Origin of the sequence: Congregibacter sp. (assembly GCF_045107095.1) — a bacterium.
GTDB lineage: Bacteria > Pseudomonadota > Gammaproteobacteria > Pseudomonadales > Halieaceae > Congregibacter.
This window is the reverse complement of sequence record NZ_JBGCFU010000033.1, coordinates 30,836-49,526: the sequence shown is the minus strand read 5'-3', so window position 1 is coordinate 49,526 and position 18,691 is coordinate 30,836. Positions and strand designations below refer to the sequence as shown.

The window sequence follows — 18,691 nt, the reverse complement described above, 5'->3', positions numbered from 1 at the left end:
GAAACCATCGCGGGCGGCGGCTTTATCGCTGAACCGCGCTTGGTCTCCCAGGTCAGTACAGGCATTGAAGACGCACCGCCAGCAAACAAAGAGATCCTGAGCAAAAAGGAGCGCGAGGTACTACGACTAGTGGCCGGCGGGCTTTCGAACCGGGAAATAGCGGATGTGATTCATCTAGCTGAAGGCACCGTCAAAAATCATGTATCGCAGGTCCTGTCGAAACTTAACTGCCGGGATCGCACTCAGGCCGTTCTGTATGCGATTCATTGGCAGTTGATTTGATACACGCGAAACCAAGACCCCTGGCGTTTCATGAGGCCACTCGGCTCTTCATCATTAACGGGGCTTAGTGAACATCTCCGCGGGCTTTTAAATAGGAAGTGCCAGATCGTCTAGCGCTGTAGCGCGCTACGTCTTGGATGCGGAAGCAGGAAAATGGTGGGCCGTGCTGGGTTCGAACCAGCGACCAATTGGTTAAAAGCCAACTGCTCTACCGACTGAGCTAACGGCCCCAGAGGGATGGCGCATATTACGGATTTAGGCGGAAAACTCAAGTACTTATACGAAGTTCTCTTACGGCCCCCAAAAGACCTAAATTAGTCTGAATAAGCAGCGATGCACTCCACCTCGACACTGGCGTTCAAGGCAAGGCCGTTTGACGCAAAAGCGCTCCGAGCGGGAAACGGTTTACTGAAGAATTCAGCGTAGACTTCGTTGAAAGCACCCCACTCACTGATATCCGCGAGCATCACCGTGCACTTCACCACATCACTCATATCCAGATCATGGGCCTTTAAGGTGTTTCGGATATTTTCGAGCGTCTGACGGCTCTCGGGGACGATGCCCCCAGGCACTACGGTTAGTTCGCCAGGAAGCGCACCCAGCTGGCCCGCGAGATAAACCGTATCGCCGACGCGCACAGCCTCAGAGAAAGGTAGGTCGGCGGATAACGAGCCGCTACTGTTCAAAAAACTGACTTCGGCGCCCCGCGCAGCTGAGACAGCGGTGAGAGCAAGCAGTGTCACAAAAAACAATTGGCGCATAACAAACACTCCTGAAATAGAAAATCGTGAAAGGCGCTGATGAATGAAAGTTCTGGGGTTACGCTGCCGCCTGAACGCGTAACGCGTTACCGCCTGCAAACTTCGCAAGGTCGCTATCGCTAAAACCACTCTCTAACAACTTCGCACACACCCTGGGAAACTGCAGGTAGCTCTGCAAAAAAGCGGGCCGCACCGGCTCCCCTAGATCTGTTGACCAGGCAACGTGATCAACACCCACAGTGTCTACCATGACCTTGAGCGCTTCAACGAACTCATTCAAATAGCTAACGCCATAAGGCGCCTGAATCGGAAACGTACCTACAACACCACCGGTGTCAGCAATCAGGCGCGCGTGCTCTGGACTGATCCAACGGGATCGCGTGCTGCGGTAATCGCCAAAACTCGCGGAATTGTATTTCACCATGGTGTGGGACAAGGCCAGAGGTCGATCCACCAGATCAACCGTCTGCTCCACCACCTTCTGGCTGGCATGCGCCATGTCCAAGAGCATGCCCATCTCACTGGCCTCCTCTAGAACCTGGCGTCCCAAGGAGGACAATCCACCGTATACCTCGGGATCAGTCTGGCTATCGCCCAGGGTAGACGCTACATAGTGAATCGGCTGCAGGCGTTTCAAACCGTGCTTATAAAGCACCTTCAGACGCGCTGGCGAATCTTCCACCATGTGAGCGCCTTCGGTGGACAGAATCACGGCCAACTCACCACGGGCGTTAATCTTTTCTATGGTGTCTGCAGCTGTTACCGGACTCATTGGCGAGTCTTTCAGGAAACCCATCATCAGCGCATATTGTCGCTGATATTCATCCCAAGCTTCGTCGCCTTCAAAGTCCCGATCCTTGTTACCTGGCTGGCCGATTCTTGTTCGGGCTATGTCGCTGATGGTATCGAGGTAGATGCAATTAACCCCGGCGTCGAGGTATTCCTGGACATTGCTGGCAAACTTTTCAGCGGTAACGGGAGGGATTCCTTTGGCCGAGTTATCAAGACCTGTGTTCTGCCAAATGCCGATGTGCGTATGAAAGTCGACAATGGGGTTTGTAGCAAAGACCCCGGCGACCCGCTCTAGAGACTCAGGGCTGACATTGATACTCTCGGCTTCTAATGCGAGTAGCTTACTGGGTAGAGAAAGAGCGGCGGTAGCGGCAACGGATCGGCGCAGAAGAGCTCGCCGAGACAGACCGGTCGATAAAGAAAATTCAAGATCAATTGGCATAGCGTGTTACGTCCTCCAGACCGGCATTCTCAAAGCCTTCGCGTCGCAATCTACAGGCATCACACACACCACAGGCAAGCCCATCATCAGTAGCCTGGTAACACGAGACTGTCTGAGAGTAGTCTACTCCCAGGCGTGCACCCAATTTCACGATGTCGTCTTTACCCAAGTCCATCAGGGGCGTGTGGATCTCATAGCTACCCCCTTCAACCCCTACGCGGGTAGCTACGTTAGCCAACTGCTGAAATGCGTCGATAAACGCGGGCCGACAATCCGGGTAACCCGAGTAGTCCACGGCGTTGACGCCAATAAAAATATTCTGAGCACCCAAAACTTCTGCCCACCCTAAGGCTATGGACAAAAACACGGTGTTTCGCGCGGGCACATAGGTAACGGGGATCCCTTCGCTGGCTTCTTCGGGTACATCGATACTGTCATCAGTAAGTGCCGAGCCACCGATACTGTCCAGGTTGAGGCGAACGACCTTGTGTTCGACATCACCTAAAGTTTTAGACACTCGCTCCGCAGCGAAAAGTTCGGCCCGATGGCGCTGCCCATAATCAAAGCTCAGGGAATAGCACTCGTAGCCCTGCTCCCTTGCGAGAGCCAATACCGTGGTTGAATCCAACCCTCCGGAGACGAGAACGACGGCTTTTTTCTGTGAACTCATAGATTGCGACTCTCACATCAATGCCCGGGAGCATCGTCCCAGAGATATTTATGTAACTGCAATTGCATTCGCACCGGCAAATTATCTGCAAGAATCCATTCCGCCAACTCTCGGGGCGCAAGCTGTTCGTGACTCGGTGAGAAAAGCACATCAGACACTGTGGGTGCCAACGCGTACTCGTCAATTTTGAAGCGCGCCCACTCGTAATCACCACGATCGCAGATTACAAACTTAAGCTGATCGTTCGCGGTCAAGTGATTGATGTTGCCGTAGTCGTTTCGAGCAACCTCACCAGACGCGGGTGTCTTGAGGTCCAGCACCTTCACAACGCGAGGATCAACATCCGCAACCGGCATAGCGCCGCTAGTCTCGAGAGAAACTTCATAGCCTTGATCGCAAAGCATCGACAGCAGCGGCAGGCAATTGGGCTGAGCCAAAGGCTCACCGCCGGTCACAGTGACAAAAGCAGGCTTGTACTGCGCCACTTGTGAGGCGATGTTTTCCAAGGTCATCAACTCGCCGCCGTGAAACGCGTATTCCGTGTCGCAATACAGACAACGCAGCGGGCAGCCGGTAAGACGCACAAAAACCGTTGGTAAGCCCACGGTTCGAGCTTCACCCTGCAAGGAGTAAAAGATTTCGGTAATTCGCAGTGTCTCGGCAGTCACCACGCTATCCGCTGTTGCGATAGCACCCATGACTTACCTCAGAGATTCTGGTCGAGAAAATCGCCCGCCAATCGAGCTGCTGAACTGTCTGGGTACTCGCGGATCGCCCGATTCAAAAACTCCCGGGATCGATCTCGGTTGCCCTTCATGAAATGCACACGACCCAACTTATACAGCGCATCAGGGATTTTGGCGTTGTTGGGGTACTGATTCAAAAGTAGCATAAAGGCCTGACGCGATGCCTCAGGATCTGCGGGGTCCGTGACCAGATAAAGCTCACCCAACCAATAGTGCGCATTGGGAGCATAACGCCCCGCAGGAAACCGCTCCAAAAAGGCGTTGAACGCGCTAACGGCCTGGTCGAACTCCTGGCCTCTTACCAGAGCGTAGGCAGCGCGGTAAGCGTCTCCCTCACCCGGCTGCTCAGCGATCTCTGCCGCTGAACCGCTAGTATCTGTAGTAGCAGGAGGATTAGGCACTGGCGCACCGCCAGAGCCACCAGTGCTGGCCACACCACCGCCCGACGCCAAACGTCGATCGATATCCATATATCGCTCAAGACTTTGCTCTTTGAGCGTACGAATCTCGTAAGCTTGCTGCTCTACAAGTCCGTTCAAACGCATGACTTCTTGCTGAAGCTGCTGCACCTGATTAAACAAGCCACCGATATTGTCGCCGGCGGGTGCTGACGGAGGAGGCAGAGAGCGTGTGTTGCTTGCCGACGAAGACACTGCCGAAGGCGCGGTACCAACGCCGTAACTCACTGCAGGTGCAGCAGACGTGGATCCTGACTGCGGCGACCGACGCTCGGCTTCGACATCGATATAGTCCTGAGCAGCGGCCGAGAAGGATATCGCTACGGCCAGAAACGAGATCGGGCCAACCAGAGAGGTCAGCCCGATTCGATAGAACGGAATTGCTTTCAACATTTGCTAAACAACAAAACCTGTCTTACTTAAGCTCTACCCGGCGGTTTTGAGACCAGCTGCTCTCGCCGCTGCCGTAGGCCACAGGCTGCTCTTCGCCGTAGCTCACAGTCTCGATGCGATAGCTCGCAACACCATTGACTACCATGTAGTCGCGCACTGCGTTCGCACGACGCTCGCCAAGTGCCATGTTGTAGTCACGGGTACCGCGCTCGTCAGTGTGTCCGTCAAGGCGCACGCTACGATCGTTAGTCTTGAGCAACGCGATGTGTGCATCAACTGCAGCCTGAGCAGCGGGAGTCATCGTCGCGCTATCAAACTCGAAGTAAAAGACGGTGCCGGCTGCCATCGCAGCTTTTTCCATCTCGCGCTGTGCATCAGCGGCGGCGGCCTCGGCCTGACGCTCAGCTTCGCGAGCAGCATCAGCAGCGGCAGCTTCGGCTGCGGCGGCTGCGGCGGCTGCGGCAGCCGCTGCTTCCTCTTCCTTGGTCGAAGTACCTGAACATGCCACGAGGAACATCGCAGCGAACAGCAGTGTTAGGGCCTTGCCGGCAACGGGGATTTGCTTCATGACGTGCTTCCTTCAAAAATGGTATTGAACTAAATGTAAAACCCAGCTTTTTGCTCCTTCAGTACGGAAATTTTTCCGCCTTTTCGGAGTAAAAATACTGCGAACTTAAAACTGCCTTAAAACTGCATATAGGGCGACCAGGCCGGCTCTCGTACATCGCCGCTTCGGGCGGGGAGTCTGAACTTAACGCCGCCATCCACCGATACCGCAGATAGAATCCCACGGTCACCATACTTGGTGGCGTACAATACCATGGAACCATTAGGTGCGATACTTGGACTTTCATCCAGATCAGTATTTGTAAGCACCTGTAAGCGGTTACTCACCAAGTCATGGATCGCGATCTGGAACTCCCCGTCACGCTGATGCACCAGAACCACATTTCGGCCGTCCTGAGCCACACGAGCGCGGGCGTTGTAGGTGCCCTCGAAGGTCACACGCTCAGTTAAACCGCTTCGCAGGTCATAGCGATAGATCTGCGGACGCCCCCCTCGATCTGATGTAAACAGGAAGGACCGGCCGTCCGGCATCCAGCTGGGTTCGGTGTCTATGGCGTAGTGTCGGGTGACGCGGGTCAGTCGACGGCTTGCCATGTCCATGAGGTAGACATCGGGACTGCCATCTTTAGAGAGCACCATGGCCATAGAATTGCCATCGGGAGACCACGCGGGAGAGCTGTTTAGGCCTCTAAAATTGGTTAACTGCTCTCGCTCACCGGTGGCCAGCACCTGCCGAAAAATCGCTGGGCGGCCCGTCTCAAAAGACACGTAAGCGACCTGCTTGCCATCGGGCGCCCAGCTGGGCGACATAATGGGCTCTCGCGACTCCAGCAGTACAATAGGACGGGCGCCGTCGGAATCTGCCAAAGTCAGACGATAATAGTCCTTACCGGTAGGATTACGAGTGACCGACACATAGATTAAACGTGTCGCAAAGGCGCCGGGGATTCCCGTAAGTTTTTCATAGACCGCGTCCGACACGCGGTGCGCCAGCATTCTTGCCTCGCCCGTGGGACCTGCAACAGTTCCTTCGGCTATGCGGGTCTGACGGAGCACGTCGTACAGCTCATAGCGTAAAGACAGCTGCCCCGCCTCCTCCCGGGCTCGTCCGATGAGAACGTATTCGCTGGCTATGGCACGCCAGTCACGGTAGAAGACTTCCTCTTCGCGACTGGGAAAACCCAGCATGTCCGCGCGATCCACCGGCGAAAACTGCCCGCTTCGCTGAAAGTCCTCTTGCACCACCTCCGCCATATCTGCAGGAGCGGTAACCGAGCCCTCCCAGGCAAAGGGCACAACAGCAACCGGCGTGGGATCATCCACACCCTGGGTGATTTCAATAACCAGCTGAGCATTTGCCAGCATCGGTACCAAAAATAGGGATAAAAGTAGTGAGCGAAGCATTAGTAGCGCAAATCCTCGGGTCTGAATAGTAGTTGGAAGCGCCGGAAGGTTTTTTCGAACTCCCGGCCAGGCAAGTTTTTAAGCTCGGGGAAACTCCCCGCTTTTTCTACCGCATTCATGGCCGAACGATCAAAGGCGACGCTGCCACTAGAGCGGAGCACACTCACAGAGACGATCTCGCCGGTAGGTACAAGCTGTATCGCCAGGAGCGCTTCCATACCGTTGCGAGCACTGGGCGGACGACTCCAGTAGTTAACAACCGTATCGCGAATGAGCGCGGCGTAACTTGTGGACATTTCCTCGGCGGTCACCGCCACCTGTGTGCTGTCTTCTGCCGCCATAGCAGCTGCGAGCTCCCGGCGACTAATTGCGGCGAGCTCTTCGGCACTAATGCGCTTTTCTTCGACCTTGGGGGCCGGAGCTGGCGCTTTGCTGCGGGGTTTTGGCGTGGTCGTGCTTGGAGCAGGTTTGCTGGCAGTGGAAGCCGTCGTGGTTTTGACGGGAGCCTTCTTCACAGGCCTGGGCGCAGGCTTTGCTGTGGGCTTCGGCGTAGTCTTACGAACTTGTTTCTTGGGCTTCAGAGATGAAGCGTCAATGAGTGTTGCATTAATGGCCGTGGGGGGCAGCACCCGAGCCTCGATGGTACGAGGATCACTATCGGGCTGAAAACGCAGCAAGATCGCGGCTAAAATCAGTACATGCAGTGCCAGCGTGCCGGCGATAGGCAGTAAAGTGAGTTGCCCCAGACTGTACCAGTCTCGATTCACCGAGGGTCCTCTGTCACCAGCCCCACTCCGGGAGCGCCAGCTTCTTGCAGCGCCGCCATGAGCCCGACTACTTCGCCGTAGGCCACCGCTTTGTCGCCCCATACCAATACAGGTTTGTCGGGACTGCGACGAATCACCGCACCCACTCGTTGTTGCACGGTAGCGAGTGACAGGACCTGATCTTCCTGCCCTCCCACATTCAAAAACAACTGTCCCTGCGCGTTGATCGACACAATTAGGGGCTCGGCGTCCTGGTTATCCACCGGCTCAGTTTTGGCCTGCGGCAAGTCCACCTTAACGCCCTGCATAAGCATCGGCGCAGTCACCATAAAAATAATCAGCAACACGAGCATAACGTCGATGTAGGGCACAACGTTGATCTCGGCCATCGGCCGAAAGCGGGCGCGTCGGCGCATTACTGCTTGGCCTCTCTCTGGCGCGATTTTAGAGCATAGGCCTGACGACCGAGAATGCTGGAGAACTCATCCACAAAGGTATCGTAGCGCTTGCCGTAAACATCCACCTTGGCTGCAAAGCGGTTATAAGCCATCACTGCTGGGATCGCAGCAAACAGGCCCATGGCCGTAGCGACGAGCGCTTCGGAAATACCCGGAGCGACAGTAGCCAGCGTTGCTTGAGAGGTGTTCGCCAGTCCGCGAAAAGAATTCATAATGCCCCATACGGTACCGAATAGGCCCACGTAAGGGCTGGTGGAACCCACGGTCGCCAAAAAAGGTAGGTGTTTTTCGAGGCGCTCCTCTTCGCGCAGCATCGCGACACGCATCGCCCGACGCGCCCCCTCCAACATCGCCTCAGCGTCCATGTCTGATTGCTGCGCTAAGCGTGAAAATTCTTTAAAACCGGCTCGGAAAACACCCTCAACGCCGATAATGATTTCGCCATCTGCGGCCCGTTCGTTACCTTCACGATACAGCTGCGCAAGATCTACGCCGGACCAAAAATGCTCCTCAAAATCCAGCATCTCCTCGCCCGCACTGCGGAAATAAAAGAAGCGCTGAAAAATCATGTACCAGGAGGTGACCGACGCTGCCATAAGCAAAGCCATCACCAGTTTTACAGTGATCCCGGCATCCATTACCAGGTCCACCAGGCTTAGTTCGTCCAAGTCATTCTCCGAGGCCGTTTTGAGGATCGTGCGCGGCGCGCAGTGTAGCAAGCATCGCTTTGGGTATGCGACGCGGAGCCAGTGTTTCTGGACTTACGCAGGCTAAGGACACGGCGGCTTCGGCAACCAGGTCGTTTCCCCGGCGCACACATTGTTTAAGCTTTAACGAAGCACCACCCACGCCTATAAGCGCAGCTGTCGCTTCCAAATCATCATCGAGTAGTGCGGGACGGGAATAGCTGATCGAAACATCGCTCACAACAAACATTAACTCGTCATTGAAAATAGTCGCCCGGTCCATACCCAGCGATCGCATGAACTCCGTGCGAGCTCGCTCTATGTATTTGAGATAGTTCACGTAGTAGACAATCCCGCCTGCATCGGTGTCTTCGATGTAGACCCGAATAGGCAGGGAAAATTCCCCAAGACCATTGAGGGGTAAGTCACTCATAGGCCGATCATTCGCCAGAACTCAAGGGCAATGAAGCCTGGCCATCCGCCGACGGCGCCACAGACCGCTCATCACTGGGCATAGGCACGCCGAAGTGCTGGTAGGCCAAGCGCGTCACCATCCTGCCTCTGGGCGTTCTGATCATATAGCCCTGCTGGATCAAAAAGGGCTCCAGAACATCTTCGATGGTACCGCGCTCTTCAGAGATGGCAGCGGCCAGGCTGTCTACACCCACTGGTCCCCCATCAAATTTCTCGATCATTGCCAGCAACAGACGCCGATCAAGGTGATCAAAACCCTTCGCATCGACGCTAAGTAAGTCGAGAGCGCGATCGGCAATATCGGCGTTGACCGTGCCATCGCCTTTTACTTCGGCATAGTCCCGAACTCTGCGTAAGAGGCGGTTTGCGATACGCGGCGTCCCCCTCGAGCGTCGGGCGATCTCGCGGGCACCCGCCTCGTCCATGGGTATTTCCAGAATTCGCGCTGACCGGGCAACAATCACCGCAAGATCATCAACGGCGTAAAACTCCAGTCTCTGCACGATACCAAAGCGATCTCGCAGAGGTGATGTGAGCAGTCCCGCACGGGTCGTTGCACCAACGAGAGTGAACGGCGGTAAATCCAGCTTGATCGAGCGAGCCGCAGGGCCTTCGCCAATCATGATGTCCAGCTGATAGTCCTCCATCGCCGGATAGAGTATTTCCTCGACGAAGGGACTCAAGCGATGAATCTCATCAATAAACAACACATCACCAGGCTCGAGGTTGGTCATGAGCGCCGCTATGTCGCCAGCCTTTTCCAGCACCGGACCCGAAGTTGTTTTGAGCGAGACGCCCATTTCATTCGCGATAATGCTTGCAAGCGTTGTCTTACCGAGACCAGGCGGACCAAAAATCAGTGTGTGGTCCAGGGGCTCGTCACGCCCTTTGGCCGCTGCCAGAAAAATCTCCATCTGCTCGCGAGCAACGGGCTGACCAATGTACTCCCCCAAGGATTTTGGCCGAACAGCGCGATCCTGTGCGTCCTCAACGACACCCACAGGCTCTGGAGCTATTAGGCGGTCTGTCTCAATCATGGAAAATCGTGCCCTGCCTGATGGTTATTACTGCCCGTCATTGCTAAGCGCGTACCGTGGAGCGGAGCGCAAGCCGTATCAACTCTTCACTGTCAGAGATCGCATCGTTATCTACGCGAGCCACTAGCCGCGCAGCTTCGGCAGGCTTATAGCCCAACGCTACCAATGCATCCTCAGCATCACTGAGTTTATCCGATGCAGACGGCAACTGTCCGGCTGTAGAGGTGCTGTCGCCTGCTTGTTCGAGCCATCCCGAAAGACGATCACGCATTTCAATGAGCAACCGTTCTGCGGTTTTTTTACCCACTCCCGGCAAGGCAACCAAGGCCGTGAGGTCATCGTCTCGCACTGCCCGGGCAAAGCGATCGCTATCCATTCCCGACAGTATCGTTAGTGCGAGTTTGGGGCCAACACCACTGACCTTGATTAGGTGTCTAAACAACTGGCGATCTCGTTCGCTAACAAAACCATACAGCGTTTGGGCATCTTCTCGCACGGCATGATGAGTCAGCAGCGTTACTAGCTCCCCTAGGGCCGGCAACTGAAAAAGCGTGGTCATGGGCACCTGGAGTTCGTAGCCCACGCCGCCCACGTCCACTAGTATCTCGGGGGGCTGCTTGTGCAGTAAGGTTCCTGAAATTCGACCGATCACCCTAGGCGTCCTTTTTTAACTCTTTTTATTCATAGAAATGGCTAGCTAGCGCATACGACCGCGACGAATCGCAGTGGCGCCTGCCACTCGAACCAGACCATCGCGAGTATGCGCATGACACAGTGCCGCGGCCAGTGCATCCGCTGCATCCTCCTGTGGAGCGCCGGGAAGTTTGAGCAGGGCTTTGACCATATGCTGAACCTGGGCCTTGTCTGCGGCGCCCGTGCCTACAACAGATTGCTTTATCTGGCGCGCGGAATACTCGCTGACGTCCAGCCCTCGAATCACACAGGGCACAATGGCAGCGCCTCGGGCCTGCCCTAACTTCAGGGCGGCATCAGCGCTTTTCGCAAGAAACACCTGCTCCACGGATAACTCCGTGGGCCCATGCAGTTCGACCAGCTCCGCAACGCTCTCGGCAATGATCCGCAGCCGCTCAGGTAAGGCGCCTTTCGGCAGACGGATAACGCCACTGGTGATGTAGCTGTTCTTGCCGTTAAGCGTACTGATGATACCGAAGCCAGTCTTTTGGGAGCCGGGATCAATACCTAGAATAATTGCCATGAGCTGCGCCCAACCGGTCGCTGTGCCGAGAGCCTATAGTATGTATAAATATACAGGGTTTCCAGCGCGAGAGGGCTGAAAACAACGCTAGATATCTCCTGAGAAAGCGCGGTGGGAGACCGTCTTTAGGACATCGCATCCAGAATATCGTCCGGGATATCGACATTGGAATAAACGTTCTGAACATCGTCGAGCTCTTCTAAAGCATCAATAAGGCCCATCACTGTTTCAGCTCCGCGTGCGTCAACCGCGACAGTTGTTGAGGCAATCATAGTGACTTCGCTCTCTGCGGGCTCCAGACCGGATGCCTCCATGGCCGTCTTTACAACAGACAGCTCCTCCCAGGCCGTGGTCACCTCAATAGAGCCGTCATCTGCAGCTTCGACATCTTCGGCGCCGGCCTCGAGCGCCACGTCCATGACCTGCTCTTCGTCGGCACCGGGGGCAAAACTAATCTGGCCTTTGCGCTCAAATAGATAGGCGACCGAACCATCCGTGCCAAGGTTTCCACCGCGTTTACTAAAGGCGTGGCGCACCTCTGCCACCGTGCGATTACGGTTGTCGGTCATTACCTCAACGAGCACCGCAACCCCACCCGAGGCATAACCCTCGTAAGTCAGCTCTTCAACGTCGTCCGCTTCGTTATTTCCCGCACCTCGTGCGATCGCACGATCAATGGTGTCGCGGGTCATATTAGAGCCCAAGGCCTTGTCTACCGCAGCGCGCAGACGCGGATTGTCCTCGGGTAGTGGACCGCCTTGCTTAGCCGCCACAACCAGCTCGCGGATGAGTTTGGTAAACACTTTCCCGCGCTTGGCATCCTGTGCCGCCTTGCGATGCTTGATATTGGCCCACTTACTATGTCCCGCCATCAGCGATCCCCCTGGTCAAAATAGACTCAGCTTTCACCCTCTTTCTTCTCTTGCTCTCGCAGTCGAATGTGCAGCTCACGAAGTTGCGCAGCACCTACCGTACCCGGTGCCTCAGTCATTACACAGGCAGCCGTTTGCGTTTTAGGGAACGCAATAACGTCGCGAATAGAAGCGGCACCGCTCATGAGCATGACAATTCGGTCCAGACCAAAGGCCAAGCCACCGTGCGGGGGCGCACCATATTTGAGTGCATCGAGGAGAAAGCCGAACTTCTCCCGTGCTTCTGCAGGATCAATACCCAAGATATCGAAAACTGCTTCCTGTGTTTCCAGGTTATGAATACGCACGCTGCCTCCGCCGAGCTCGGTACCGTTAAGCACCATGTCATAAGCGCGCGATAGTGCCTCACCGGGGTGCTGGCTAAGCGTTGCCAAGTCGCAGGCCGGCGCAGTAAATGGATGATGCAGTGGCGTCCAACCACCGTTCCCGTCTTCTTCAAACATAGGAAAATCGACTACCCAAAGAGGCGCCCAACCTTCGCTCACCAGCCCTTGATCCGTACCGACCTTGATACGCAGTGCGCCTAAAGCCTCGTTGACGATGCCTGCGCGATCCGCGCCAAAGAAGATGATGTCTCCGTTAGCCGCTTCAAGACGCTCCATCATCGCTGCGACTACGTCATCAGGCATGAATTTCAGAATCGGAGACTGAAGGCCTTCGACACCGGCCGCCAGATCATTGACCTTGATCCACGCAAGCCCGCGGGCACCGTAGTTACCGACATAACGGGTGTAGTCGTCTATCTCTTTGCGCGAGATTGATGCACCACCGGGGACTTTCAAGGCTGCGACGCGACCCTGAGGGTCATCAGCTGGACCCCGGAAGACCTTGAAGTCCACCTGCTGCATCAAGTCGTCCACAGAAACCAGTTCCAGGGGAATGCGCAGATCCGGCTTATCAGAGCCGAAACGCTCCATGGCCTCTTTCCAGGTCATGTGCGGAAAGCTAGGTAGATCAACGCCCAGCACCGACTGAAACAGCCCGCGCACCATGCGTTCGGTGATCTCCATGATGCCTGCCTCGTCCATGAACGAGGTTTCGATATCAATCTGGGTAAACTCAGGCTGACGATCGGCACGTAAATCCTCATCACGGAAGCACTTGGCGATCTGGTAGTAGCGGTCAAAGCCCGACACCATCAGCAGCTGCTTGAAGAGTTGCGGGGACTGCGGCAGCGCGAAGAACTGTCCCGGATGAGTACGACTAGGCACCAGGTAATCCCGCGCGCCCTCGGGTGTCGCACGAGTCAAGATGGGCGTTTCGATATCCAGAAACTCTTCTTCGTGCAGAAAGCGACGTACCGCGTCTGTTACCTGGGAGCGCAGACGTAAACGCTGCTGCATCTCGGGACGACGTAAATCCATGTAGCGGTAGCGCAGACGAACCTCTTCGCCAACGGAAGTGTGCTCATCCAACTGAAAAGGCGGTGTAGCGGCCGTATTCAGTACTTCGATTTCTTTCCCAAGTACCTCAATTTCACCCGTCGCCATGCTGGGATTCACTGTGGCCTCACTGCGGGCGCGCACCCGGCCCGTGACCTTGAGTACATACTCGCTGCGTACGCGATCAGCGGTTGCAAAATGCTCTTCGGTGTCGGGATCAAAAACCACCTGCACAATCCCGTCGCGATCACGAAGATCCAGAAAGATTACCCCGCCATGGTCGCGGCGCCGGTCCACCCAGCCGCAGAGTGTTACGGTCTCATCAATATCGGCACTTCGAAGAAGGCCGCAGTTATGGCTGCGCATGGTGGTACCTATGTGTGGGGTTAAGTTGCACGCTCATTGCGTTGCTTCAACAAAAATTAAGCCGCGGAGCTACCGCTGCCTGTATCAGTTTTCGATGGTTTTGCCGCAGGCGCACCTTTGTCGGAGCTTCCGGCCGAGGCATCACTAGAGCTGGCACCACTGTCTCCGGCCAGATTTTTCTTCTTACCGCTCTTAAAATCTGTTTCGTACCAGCCGTTGCCCGCCAGGCGAAAAGCCGCCGCGGAGACCTTCTTGCGTAGCGCAGATTTGCCGCAAGCAGGACAATCAGTCAACGGTGGATCGCTGATCTTGCGCAGAGCTTCGTGGAGTGCGCCGCACTCATTACACTGGTATTCGTATATGGGCATGGTAGTAAATCCTTCCAACGCAAAGGCTCTGTCGCCGATGGATGGGGCCGTTTCGACCTCCGACCCGAACCCTGAGGCGGTACTCTGAGACGACAAGCGAGAGGCATTTTAAAAAGCGGCGCGGATTCTACCTCAGCTCGCGATGCGAACCAATGGGAGAACGTCAACCCTGAAAATCGGGGGACGCGAGAATCCAAGCCTATCCGGCGGAGAATTATGCCGGACAGGCTCAGATTAGAAGCTTGGAAAGAGGGGCGTCTCTTCGAGTCGCCCTACTCTGCTCTGTCCTAACTTAGGACTGAGCAAACTCCTTCATCTTCTTCAGAGGACGAACCTTTACAGCAACACTTGCTGGCTTCGCCTTGAACATAGTCTCTTCACCAGTGAAAGGGTTGATGCCCTTGCGCGCCTTGACTGCTGGCTTCTTCACTGTGGTGATCTTCATCAGGCCTGGCAGCGTGAACTCACCAACAGCACGCTTCTTGATGCTGCGCTCGATGAGTGTTTCGAGCTCGGTCATCACATCGCCCACCTGCTTTTTAGTCAGGCCTGTGCTGTCAGCGATGCTCGCCATGACCTGAGTCTTCGTCATTTTGTCTTTCAGAGCGGGTGCTGCTTTTTTAGCGGGAGCTGCTGCTTTCTTAGCAGGTGCCTTTTTGGCTGCTGCTTTCTTCTTAGCTGGGGCTTTCTTTGCTGCTGCTTTGCGTGTCGCCATGATTATGAACCTTCCTTGCGGTTTAAGGGTTTTATGTTTCATATCACGACGCGTTTTCTGCCGGGGTCCAAAAGCCGGAGCGTGGATCAGTGATCTAAATACATAGATCTTACCGATGCACCCCACGACAGGAGCTTTGTCAGAAAAAACGCCGCGTTTCTCCATTTAATGACCTGGGCATACAAGTCGTGATTTTGCTCTAAACACATTCTAGGGCCACGTTCGTTAAGCGCCTTAAGACTGCGTATAAAGCGTTAATCACAACTTGGGGACATATATAAATCACTCAACCCTACAATACAAGCGTTTATCGCAATGCGCGGCAAAAAAACCCTATTTTTTTAGGTATTTCCTGCAAGATTTGCCGGACGCTACCGCAAAAGTTATTTGATTCGTTTCTGTACCACCGCGCGATTGCGTCTTACACTCCCCCACCATCGCAGGAACGAGGAAAAAACCAATGCGCAGTAGCGAGTTTCTCATCACTACGCACAAAGAAACGCCAGCAGATGCGGAGATCGTCAGCCACCGCCTCATGCTCCGTGCAGGGCTGATCCGCAAGCTGTCTTCCGGGCTCTACACATGGATGCCCATGGGCTTAAAAGTCCTTCGCAAAGTCGAACGCGTTGTCCGCGAAGAAATGGATGCAGCGGGTGCGCTGGAATTAGTAATGTCGATGGTTCAGCCAGCTGAGTTGTGGGAAGAGTCCGGTCGCTGGGAGCAATACGGCCCAGAGTTACTGCGTATACAGGATCGACACAAACGCGACTTCTGCCTGGGACCCACTCATGAAGAGGTCATCACCGACATCGTGCGCAATGAAATCAGTAGCTATAAACAGCTGCCGCTGAATCTCTATCAGATTCAAAACAAGGTGCGAGATGAGATCCGCCCTCGCTTCGGTGTTATGCGAGCCAGGGAATTCCTCATGAAGGATGCCTACTCCTTTCACACCGACCAATCATCTCTGGAGACCACCTACCAGGTGATGCATCGAGCCTACACCAGGATCTTTGAGCGCCTTGGACTAGATTTCAGACCGGTTATGGCCGATAGCGGGAGCATTGGCGGGAACACTTCTCACGAATTTCATGTGCTGGCGGACTCTGGAGAGGACGCCATCGCATTTAGTGATGGCAGTGACTATGCCGCCAACGTGGAACGGGCCGAGAGCCTTGATCAAAGCGATCAGCGGCCCGCACCGTCCAGAGAGCTAAACAGAATTGCTACGCCAGGAGTAAAAACCATCGCAGATCTTTGCGAGGCTCAGCAACTGCCCGCAGAGAGCACGACAAAAACTCTGCTGGTGGAGGCTGCAGAAGGCGGCCTCGTAGCGCTGGTAATTCGCGGTGACCATGAACTCAACACCGTGAAAGCCGAAAAACACCCTCTGGTTGCATCGCCCCTGAGAATGGCGACCGAAGATGAGGCTAAAGCAGCCTGTGGCGCAGGCTTTGGCTCTCTTGGGCCCGTTGGTCTTTCTATCCCGGTCGTGGCGGACTATAGCGCCGCGGCCTGCGCGGACTTTTGCTGTGGGGCCAACAGCCCGGATGAACACTTCGAGGGCGCTAACTGGGACAGGGATATCAGCGATTATGCGACTGCCGATCTGCGCAGTGTCATGTCCGGAGACCCCAGCCCTGATGGCAGCGGCACGCTGCAGATACGTCGTGGCATCGAGGTGGGTCACATTTTCCAGCTCGGCACAAAGTACAGTGAAGCGATGAACGCCAAAGTCCTTGATGAGAACGGGCGCAATGTGACCCTGAGCATGGGTTGCTATGGTATAGGCGTTAGCCGCATTGTCGCTGCCGCCATTGAGCAGAACAACGACGAGCGGGGCATCATCTGGCCAAGCGCCATGGCTCCATTCCAGCTCGCGATTGTCCCCCTCAACATGCACAAATCGGCTGCCGTAGCGGAAGCTGCCGAAGCCCTGCACACGCAATGTCAGGAACAGGGAATCGAAGTTCTCATGGATGACCGAAACGAGCGGCCTGGTGTGAAGTTCGCGGACATGGAGTTACTGGGAATTCCCCACCGGATTGTTGTTGGAGATCGCTCTCTGACCGAAGGTGAGATTGAGTATCAGGGTCGACGGGATGCCGAATCACAGCGAGTGGCTCTAGCGGATGCCATGGGTTTTATTGCTTCGCAGCTCCAGCCGGGAAGCTGAGACCCACTTGTTGCAGCGTCTGGCCTACCTTTCGAGTGCGCTACTGTTTATCGCGGCGGGGCATATTGCTGCCCAAGAAGGGCTTTCTTCCGTTGACGCGCAACGGGAAGCGCTGCGGCAGTTTCTTGAGTCCAACATAGCTGCCAGTGAGAGCTTTGACGACAGGTTCGACGCAGAAGTCTGGCTAGTCGATATGAGTGCCCGGCTCACACGTTACGTACCCGATGCGGACAGCAGACTCCAACTCCTGCGACAGGTCCACGCGGCGGCGAGCCGTAGCGCCCTCGCTCCCGAACTGGTGCTGGCGGTAATAGAGGTCGAAAGCCACTTCGATCGCTTTGCGGTGTCGCGAGTAGGCGCTCAAGGGCTTATGCAAGTCATGCCGTTTTGGAAGAACGAGATCGGACGGCCAGATGACAACCTTACCGACAACCTCACCAATCTCGACTATGGCTGCCGAATTCTGCAGTTTTACCTGCAACGGGAAGACGGCGTCCTGCCCCGGGCTCTCGCAGCCTATAACGGCAGCAGCGGCAGACGGGTTTACAGCGACAAGGTGGAACTTGCCTGGCGGCAACATTGGCGTACGAGCAACCTGGACTGGAGCGACTAGCGGTTTGACATGGCAGAGCACCCACAACACACTCTCCCCACTCCTTGTAAACGGCGTTTCTTTTGTGAAGCACGCAAACCGGCTCCGCTAACATGAGCACACTGGCACTACTGAGTGAGTGGAATCGCGACTTAGCCCGCGCCGTCGGCGCATTAGGTCGCGATGAGTTCTTTCCGGCCCTCATCGCCGCGGTGCGCGAGAGAGTGCCTATTGCCTACCCTCAGGTCTGGCTTTACCACCGGGATCTTCCGCCCAGCGTGCTCTACCATGAGATTCCTCCAGCGGCGGTTCCCTCGCAGATTGATGCTTACCTGGAAGGACCCTATCGCGAAGATCCGTTTTTTCAGACATCCATCGACCGCCCCAAAAATCGCATCTACCGGCTATCGCGACTTACGGCAGGGCGTCTCGAGTCCTCAAGCTATTACAACAACTATTATGGCGACACGGGGACCGTAGACGAGGCGATCTTTTTATCCCAGCTTCAGGGCGGCAGTGTGATCAATATTTCGATGATGCGCCTGCCCGAGCAAGGCACTTTCAGCGATGATGAGTATCAGCTGCTCTACTCTCTTGCGGATCCGGTTTCCGAGCTCCTGCGCATCCACAGTGAGTTCGATGCCTTTGCCGTAGAGAACCTTATTCAACCGGGCATAGACCACCAAATTGATTTGGCGTTTAAAACCTTCGGAACATCCATGCTGTCCCCTCGAGAGAGAGGCGTACTGGAGTTAATGCTCCGCGGTTACGGTACCGACACAACGGCGGACAGATTATCCATTGCCCGGGAGACCGTGCGCCGTCACCGCAAGAGTATCTATCGCAAGCTCGACGTGAACTCCCAAACCGACCTTTTCTCCCTATTCCTCAACACCATGTCCTGCCTGGGAGAAGCCGCTGGAGAAGACCCCCTGACCATTTACATGGGTCCGGCATAGTTTAGGGCTCCGCGTGCCCAACTTGGGGTATTGCCTGATGTGTTCCAT

General features: G+C 55.4%; 22 protein-coding genes and 1 tRNA gene. 4 read left to right on the top strand and 19 right to left on the bottom strand.

Annotated features, from left to right (window positions below; all coding sequences use genetic code 11):
* Positions 1–282, top strand: a 282-nt coding sequence (locus AB8B76_RS06030; RefSeq protein ID WP_405271111.1) for a response regulator transcription factor, incomplete at its 5' end; no start/stop codon positions are given.
* Positions 283–436: 154 nt separating this feature from the next.
* Here the strand turns inward: AB8B76_RS06030 and AB8B76_RS06025 are convergent.
* The 19 genes from AB8B76_RS06025 to AB8B76_RS05935 all read right to left on the bottom strand — a co-directional run bounded on the left by AB8B76_RS06025 (position 437) and on the right by AB8B76_RS05935 (position 14,916).
* Positions 437–512, bottom strand: a tRNA-Lys gene (locus AB8B76_RS06025).
* Between the two features lie 84 nt (positions 513–596).
* Positions 597–1,043 (bottom strand): Rid family hydrolase, encoded by a 447-nt coding sequence (locus AB8B76_RS06020; protein WP_405271110.1) that lies wholly within the window; start codon positions 1,041–1,043, stop codon positions 597–599.
* Positions 1,044–1,101: 58 nt separating this feature from the next.
* Complete coding sequence (locus AB8B76_RS06015) at positions 1,102–2,277, bottom strand: dipeptidase (protein WP_405271109.1); 1,176 nt, start codon at positions 2,275–2,277, stop codon at positions 1,102–1,104.
* Positions 2,267–2,947, bottom strand: a complete 681-nt coding sequence (gene queC / locus AB8B76_RS06010; RefSeq protein WP_405271108.1) for a 7-cyano-7-deazaguanine synthase QueC — start codon at positions 2,945–2,947, stop codon at positions 2,267–2,269. The genes AB8B76_RS06015 and queC overlap by 11 nt, the downstream gene beginning before the upstream one ends.
* Before the next feature lie 17 nt (positions 2,948–2,964).
* Positions 2,965–3,645, bottom strand: a complete 681-nt coding sequence (queE, locus tag AB8B76_RS06005) for a 7-carboxy-7-deazaguanine synthase QueE (RefSeq protein WP_405271107.1) — start codon at positions 3,643–3,645, stop codon at positions 2,965–2,967.
* A gap of 8 nt (positions 3,646–3,653) precedes the next feature.
* Complete coding sequence (ybgF, locus tag AB8B76_RS06000) at positions 3,654–4,544, bottom strand: tol-pal system protein YbgF (RefSeq protein WP_405271106.1); 891 nt, start codon at positions 4,542–4,544, stop codon at positions 3,654–3,656.
* 22 nt (positions 4,545–4,566) lie between these two features.
* Positions 4,567–5,112 (bottom strand): peptidoglycan-associated lipoprotein Pal, encoded by a 546-nt coding sequence (gene pal / locus AB8B76_RS05995; RefSeq protein WP_405271105.1) that lies wholly within the window; start codon positions 5,110–5,112, stop codon positions 4,567–4,569.
* A 116-nt stretch (positions 5,113–5,228) separates the two neighbouring features.
* Entirely contained in the window at positions 5,229–6,515 is a 1,287-nt protein-coding gene (gene tolB / locus AB8B76_RS05990; RefSeq protein ID WP_405271104.1) for a Tol-Pal system beta propeller repeat protein TolB, read from the bottom strand.
* Entirely contained in the window at positions 6,515–7,282 is a 768-nt protein-coding gene (locus tag AB8B76_RS05985) for a TonB family protein (RefSeq protein WP_405271103.1), read from the bottom strand. The genes tolB and AB8B76_RS05985 overlap by 1 nt, the downstream gene beginning before the upstream one ends.
* On the bottom strand, positions 7,279–7,698 hold the full coding sequence (gene tolR, locus AB8B76_RS05980) for a protein TolR (protein ID WP_405271102.1): 420 nt from the start codon (positions 7,696–7,698) through the stop codon (positions 7,279–7,281). The genes AB8B76_RS05985 and tolR overlap by 4 nt, the downstream gene beginning before the upstream one ends.
* The gene (tolQ, locus tag AB8B76_RS05975) at positions 7,698–8,408 is read right to left on the bottom strand and encodes a protein TolQ (RefSeq protein ID WP_405271101.1); all 711 of its coding nucleotides are present in this window, start codon (positions 8,406–8,408) and stop codon (positions 7,698–7,700) included. The genes tolR and tolQ overlap by 1 nt, the downstream gene beginning before the upstream one ends.
* A 1-nt stretch (position 8,409) precedes the next feature.
* Entirely contained in the window at positions 8,410–8,859 is a 450-nt protein-coding gene (gene ybgC, locus AB8B76_RS05970; RefSeq protein ID WP_405271100.1) for a tol-pal system-associated acyl-CoA thioesterase, read from the bottom strand.
* Between the two features lie 7 nt (positions 8,860–8,866).
* The gene (ruvB, locus tag AB8B76_RS05965; protein ID WP_405271099.1) at positions 8,867–9,937 is read right to left on the bottom strand and encodes a Holliday junction branch migration DNA helicase RuvB; all 1,071 of its coding nucleotides are present in this window, start codon (positions 9,935–9,937) and stop codon (positions 8,867–8,869) included.
* A gap of 43 nt (positions 9,938–9,980) precedes the next feature.
* The gene (gene ruvA / locus AB8B76_RS05960; protein ID WP_405271098.1) at positions 9,981–10,589 is read right to left on the bottom strand and encodes a Holliday junction branch migration protein RuvA; all 609 of its coding nucleotides are present in this window, start codon (positions 10,587–10,589) and stop codon (positions 9,981–9,983) included.
* Between the two features lie 45 nt (positions 10,590–10,634).
* Entirely contained in the window at positions 10,635–11,153 is a 519-nt protein-coding gene (gene ruvC / locus AB8B76_RS05955) for a crossover junction endodeoxyribonuclease RuvC (protein WP_405271097.1), read from the bottom strand.
* 125 nt (positions 11,154–11,278) lie between these two features.
* On the bottom strand, positions 11,279–12,025 hold the full coding sequence (locus AB8B76_RS05950; RefSeq protein WP_405271096.1) for a YebC/PmpR family DNA-binding transcriptional regulator: 747 nt from the start codon (positions 12,023–12,025) through the stop codon (positions 11,279–11,281).
* A 26-nt stretch (positions 12,026–12,051) separates the two neighbouring features.
* The gene (gene aspS / locus AB8B76_RS05945) at positions 12,052–13,833 is read right to left on the bottom strand and encodes an aspartate--tRNA ligase (protein ID WP_405271095.1); all 1,782 of its coding nucleotides are present in this window, start codon (positions 13,831–13,833) and stop codon (positions 12,052–12,054) included.
* A gap of 56 nt (positions 13,834–13,889) precedes the next feature.
* Positions 13,890–14,201, bottom strand: coding sequence for an FmdB family zinc ribbon protein (locus AB8B76_RS05940; RefSeq protein ID WP_405271094.1), 312 nt, complete (start codon positions 14,199–14,201; stop codon positions 13,890–13,892).
* 292 nt (positions 14,202–14,493) lie between these two features.
* The gene (locus tag AB8B76_RS05935) at positions 14,494–14,916 is read right to left on the bottom strand and encodes an HU family DNA-binding protein (RefSeq protein WP_405271114.1); all 423 of its coding nucleotides are present in this window, start codon (positions 14,914–14,916) and stop codon (positions 14,494–14,496) included.
* A gap of 460 nt (positions 14,917–15,376) precedes the next feature.
* Between AB8B76_RS05935 and AB8B76_RS05930 the strand changes: the two genes are divergently transcribed.
* The 3 genes from AB8B76_RS05930 to AB8B76_RS05920 all read left to right on the top strand — a co-directional run bounded on the left by AB8B76_RS05930 (position 15,377) and on the right by AB8B76_RS05920 (position 18,643).
* Positions 15,377–17,092 carry a proline--tRNA ligase gene (locus tag AB8B76_RS05930; protein ID WP_405271093.1) on the top strand — a complete coding sequence of 572 codons (1,716 nt, stop codon included), beginning with the start codon at positions 15,377–15,379 and terminating at the stop codon, positions 17,090–17,092.
* On the top strand, positions 17,049–17,705 hold the full coding sequence (locus tag AB8B76_RS05925) for a lytic transglycosylase domain-containing protein (protein WP_405271092.1): 657 nt from the start codon (positions 17,049–17,051) through the stop codon (positions 17,703–17,705). Before AB8B76_RS05930 ends, AB8B76_RS05925 begins: the two co-directional genes overlap by 44 nt.
* A gap of 92 nt (positions 17,706–17,797) precedes the next feature.
* Positions 17,798–18,643, top strand: coding sequence for a helix-turn-helix transcriptional regulator (locus AB8B76_RS05920; protein WP_405271091.1), 846 nt, complete (start codon positions 17,798–17,800; stop codon positions 18,641–18,643).
* Positions 18,644–18,691 lie beyond the last annotated feature (48 nt).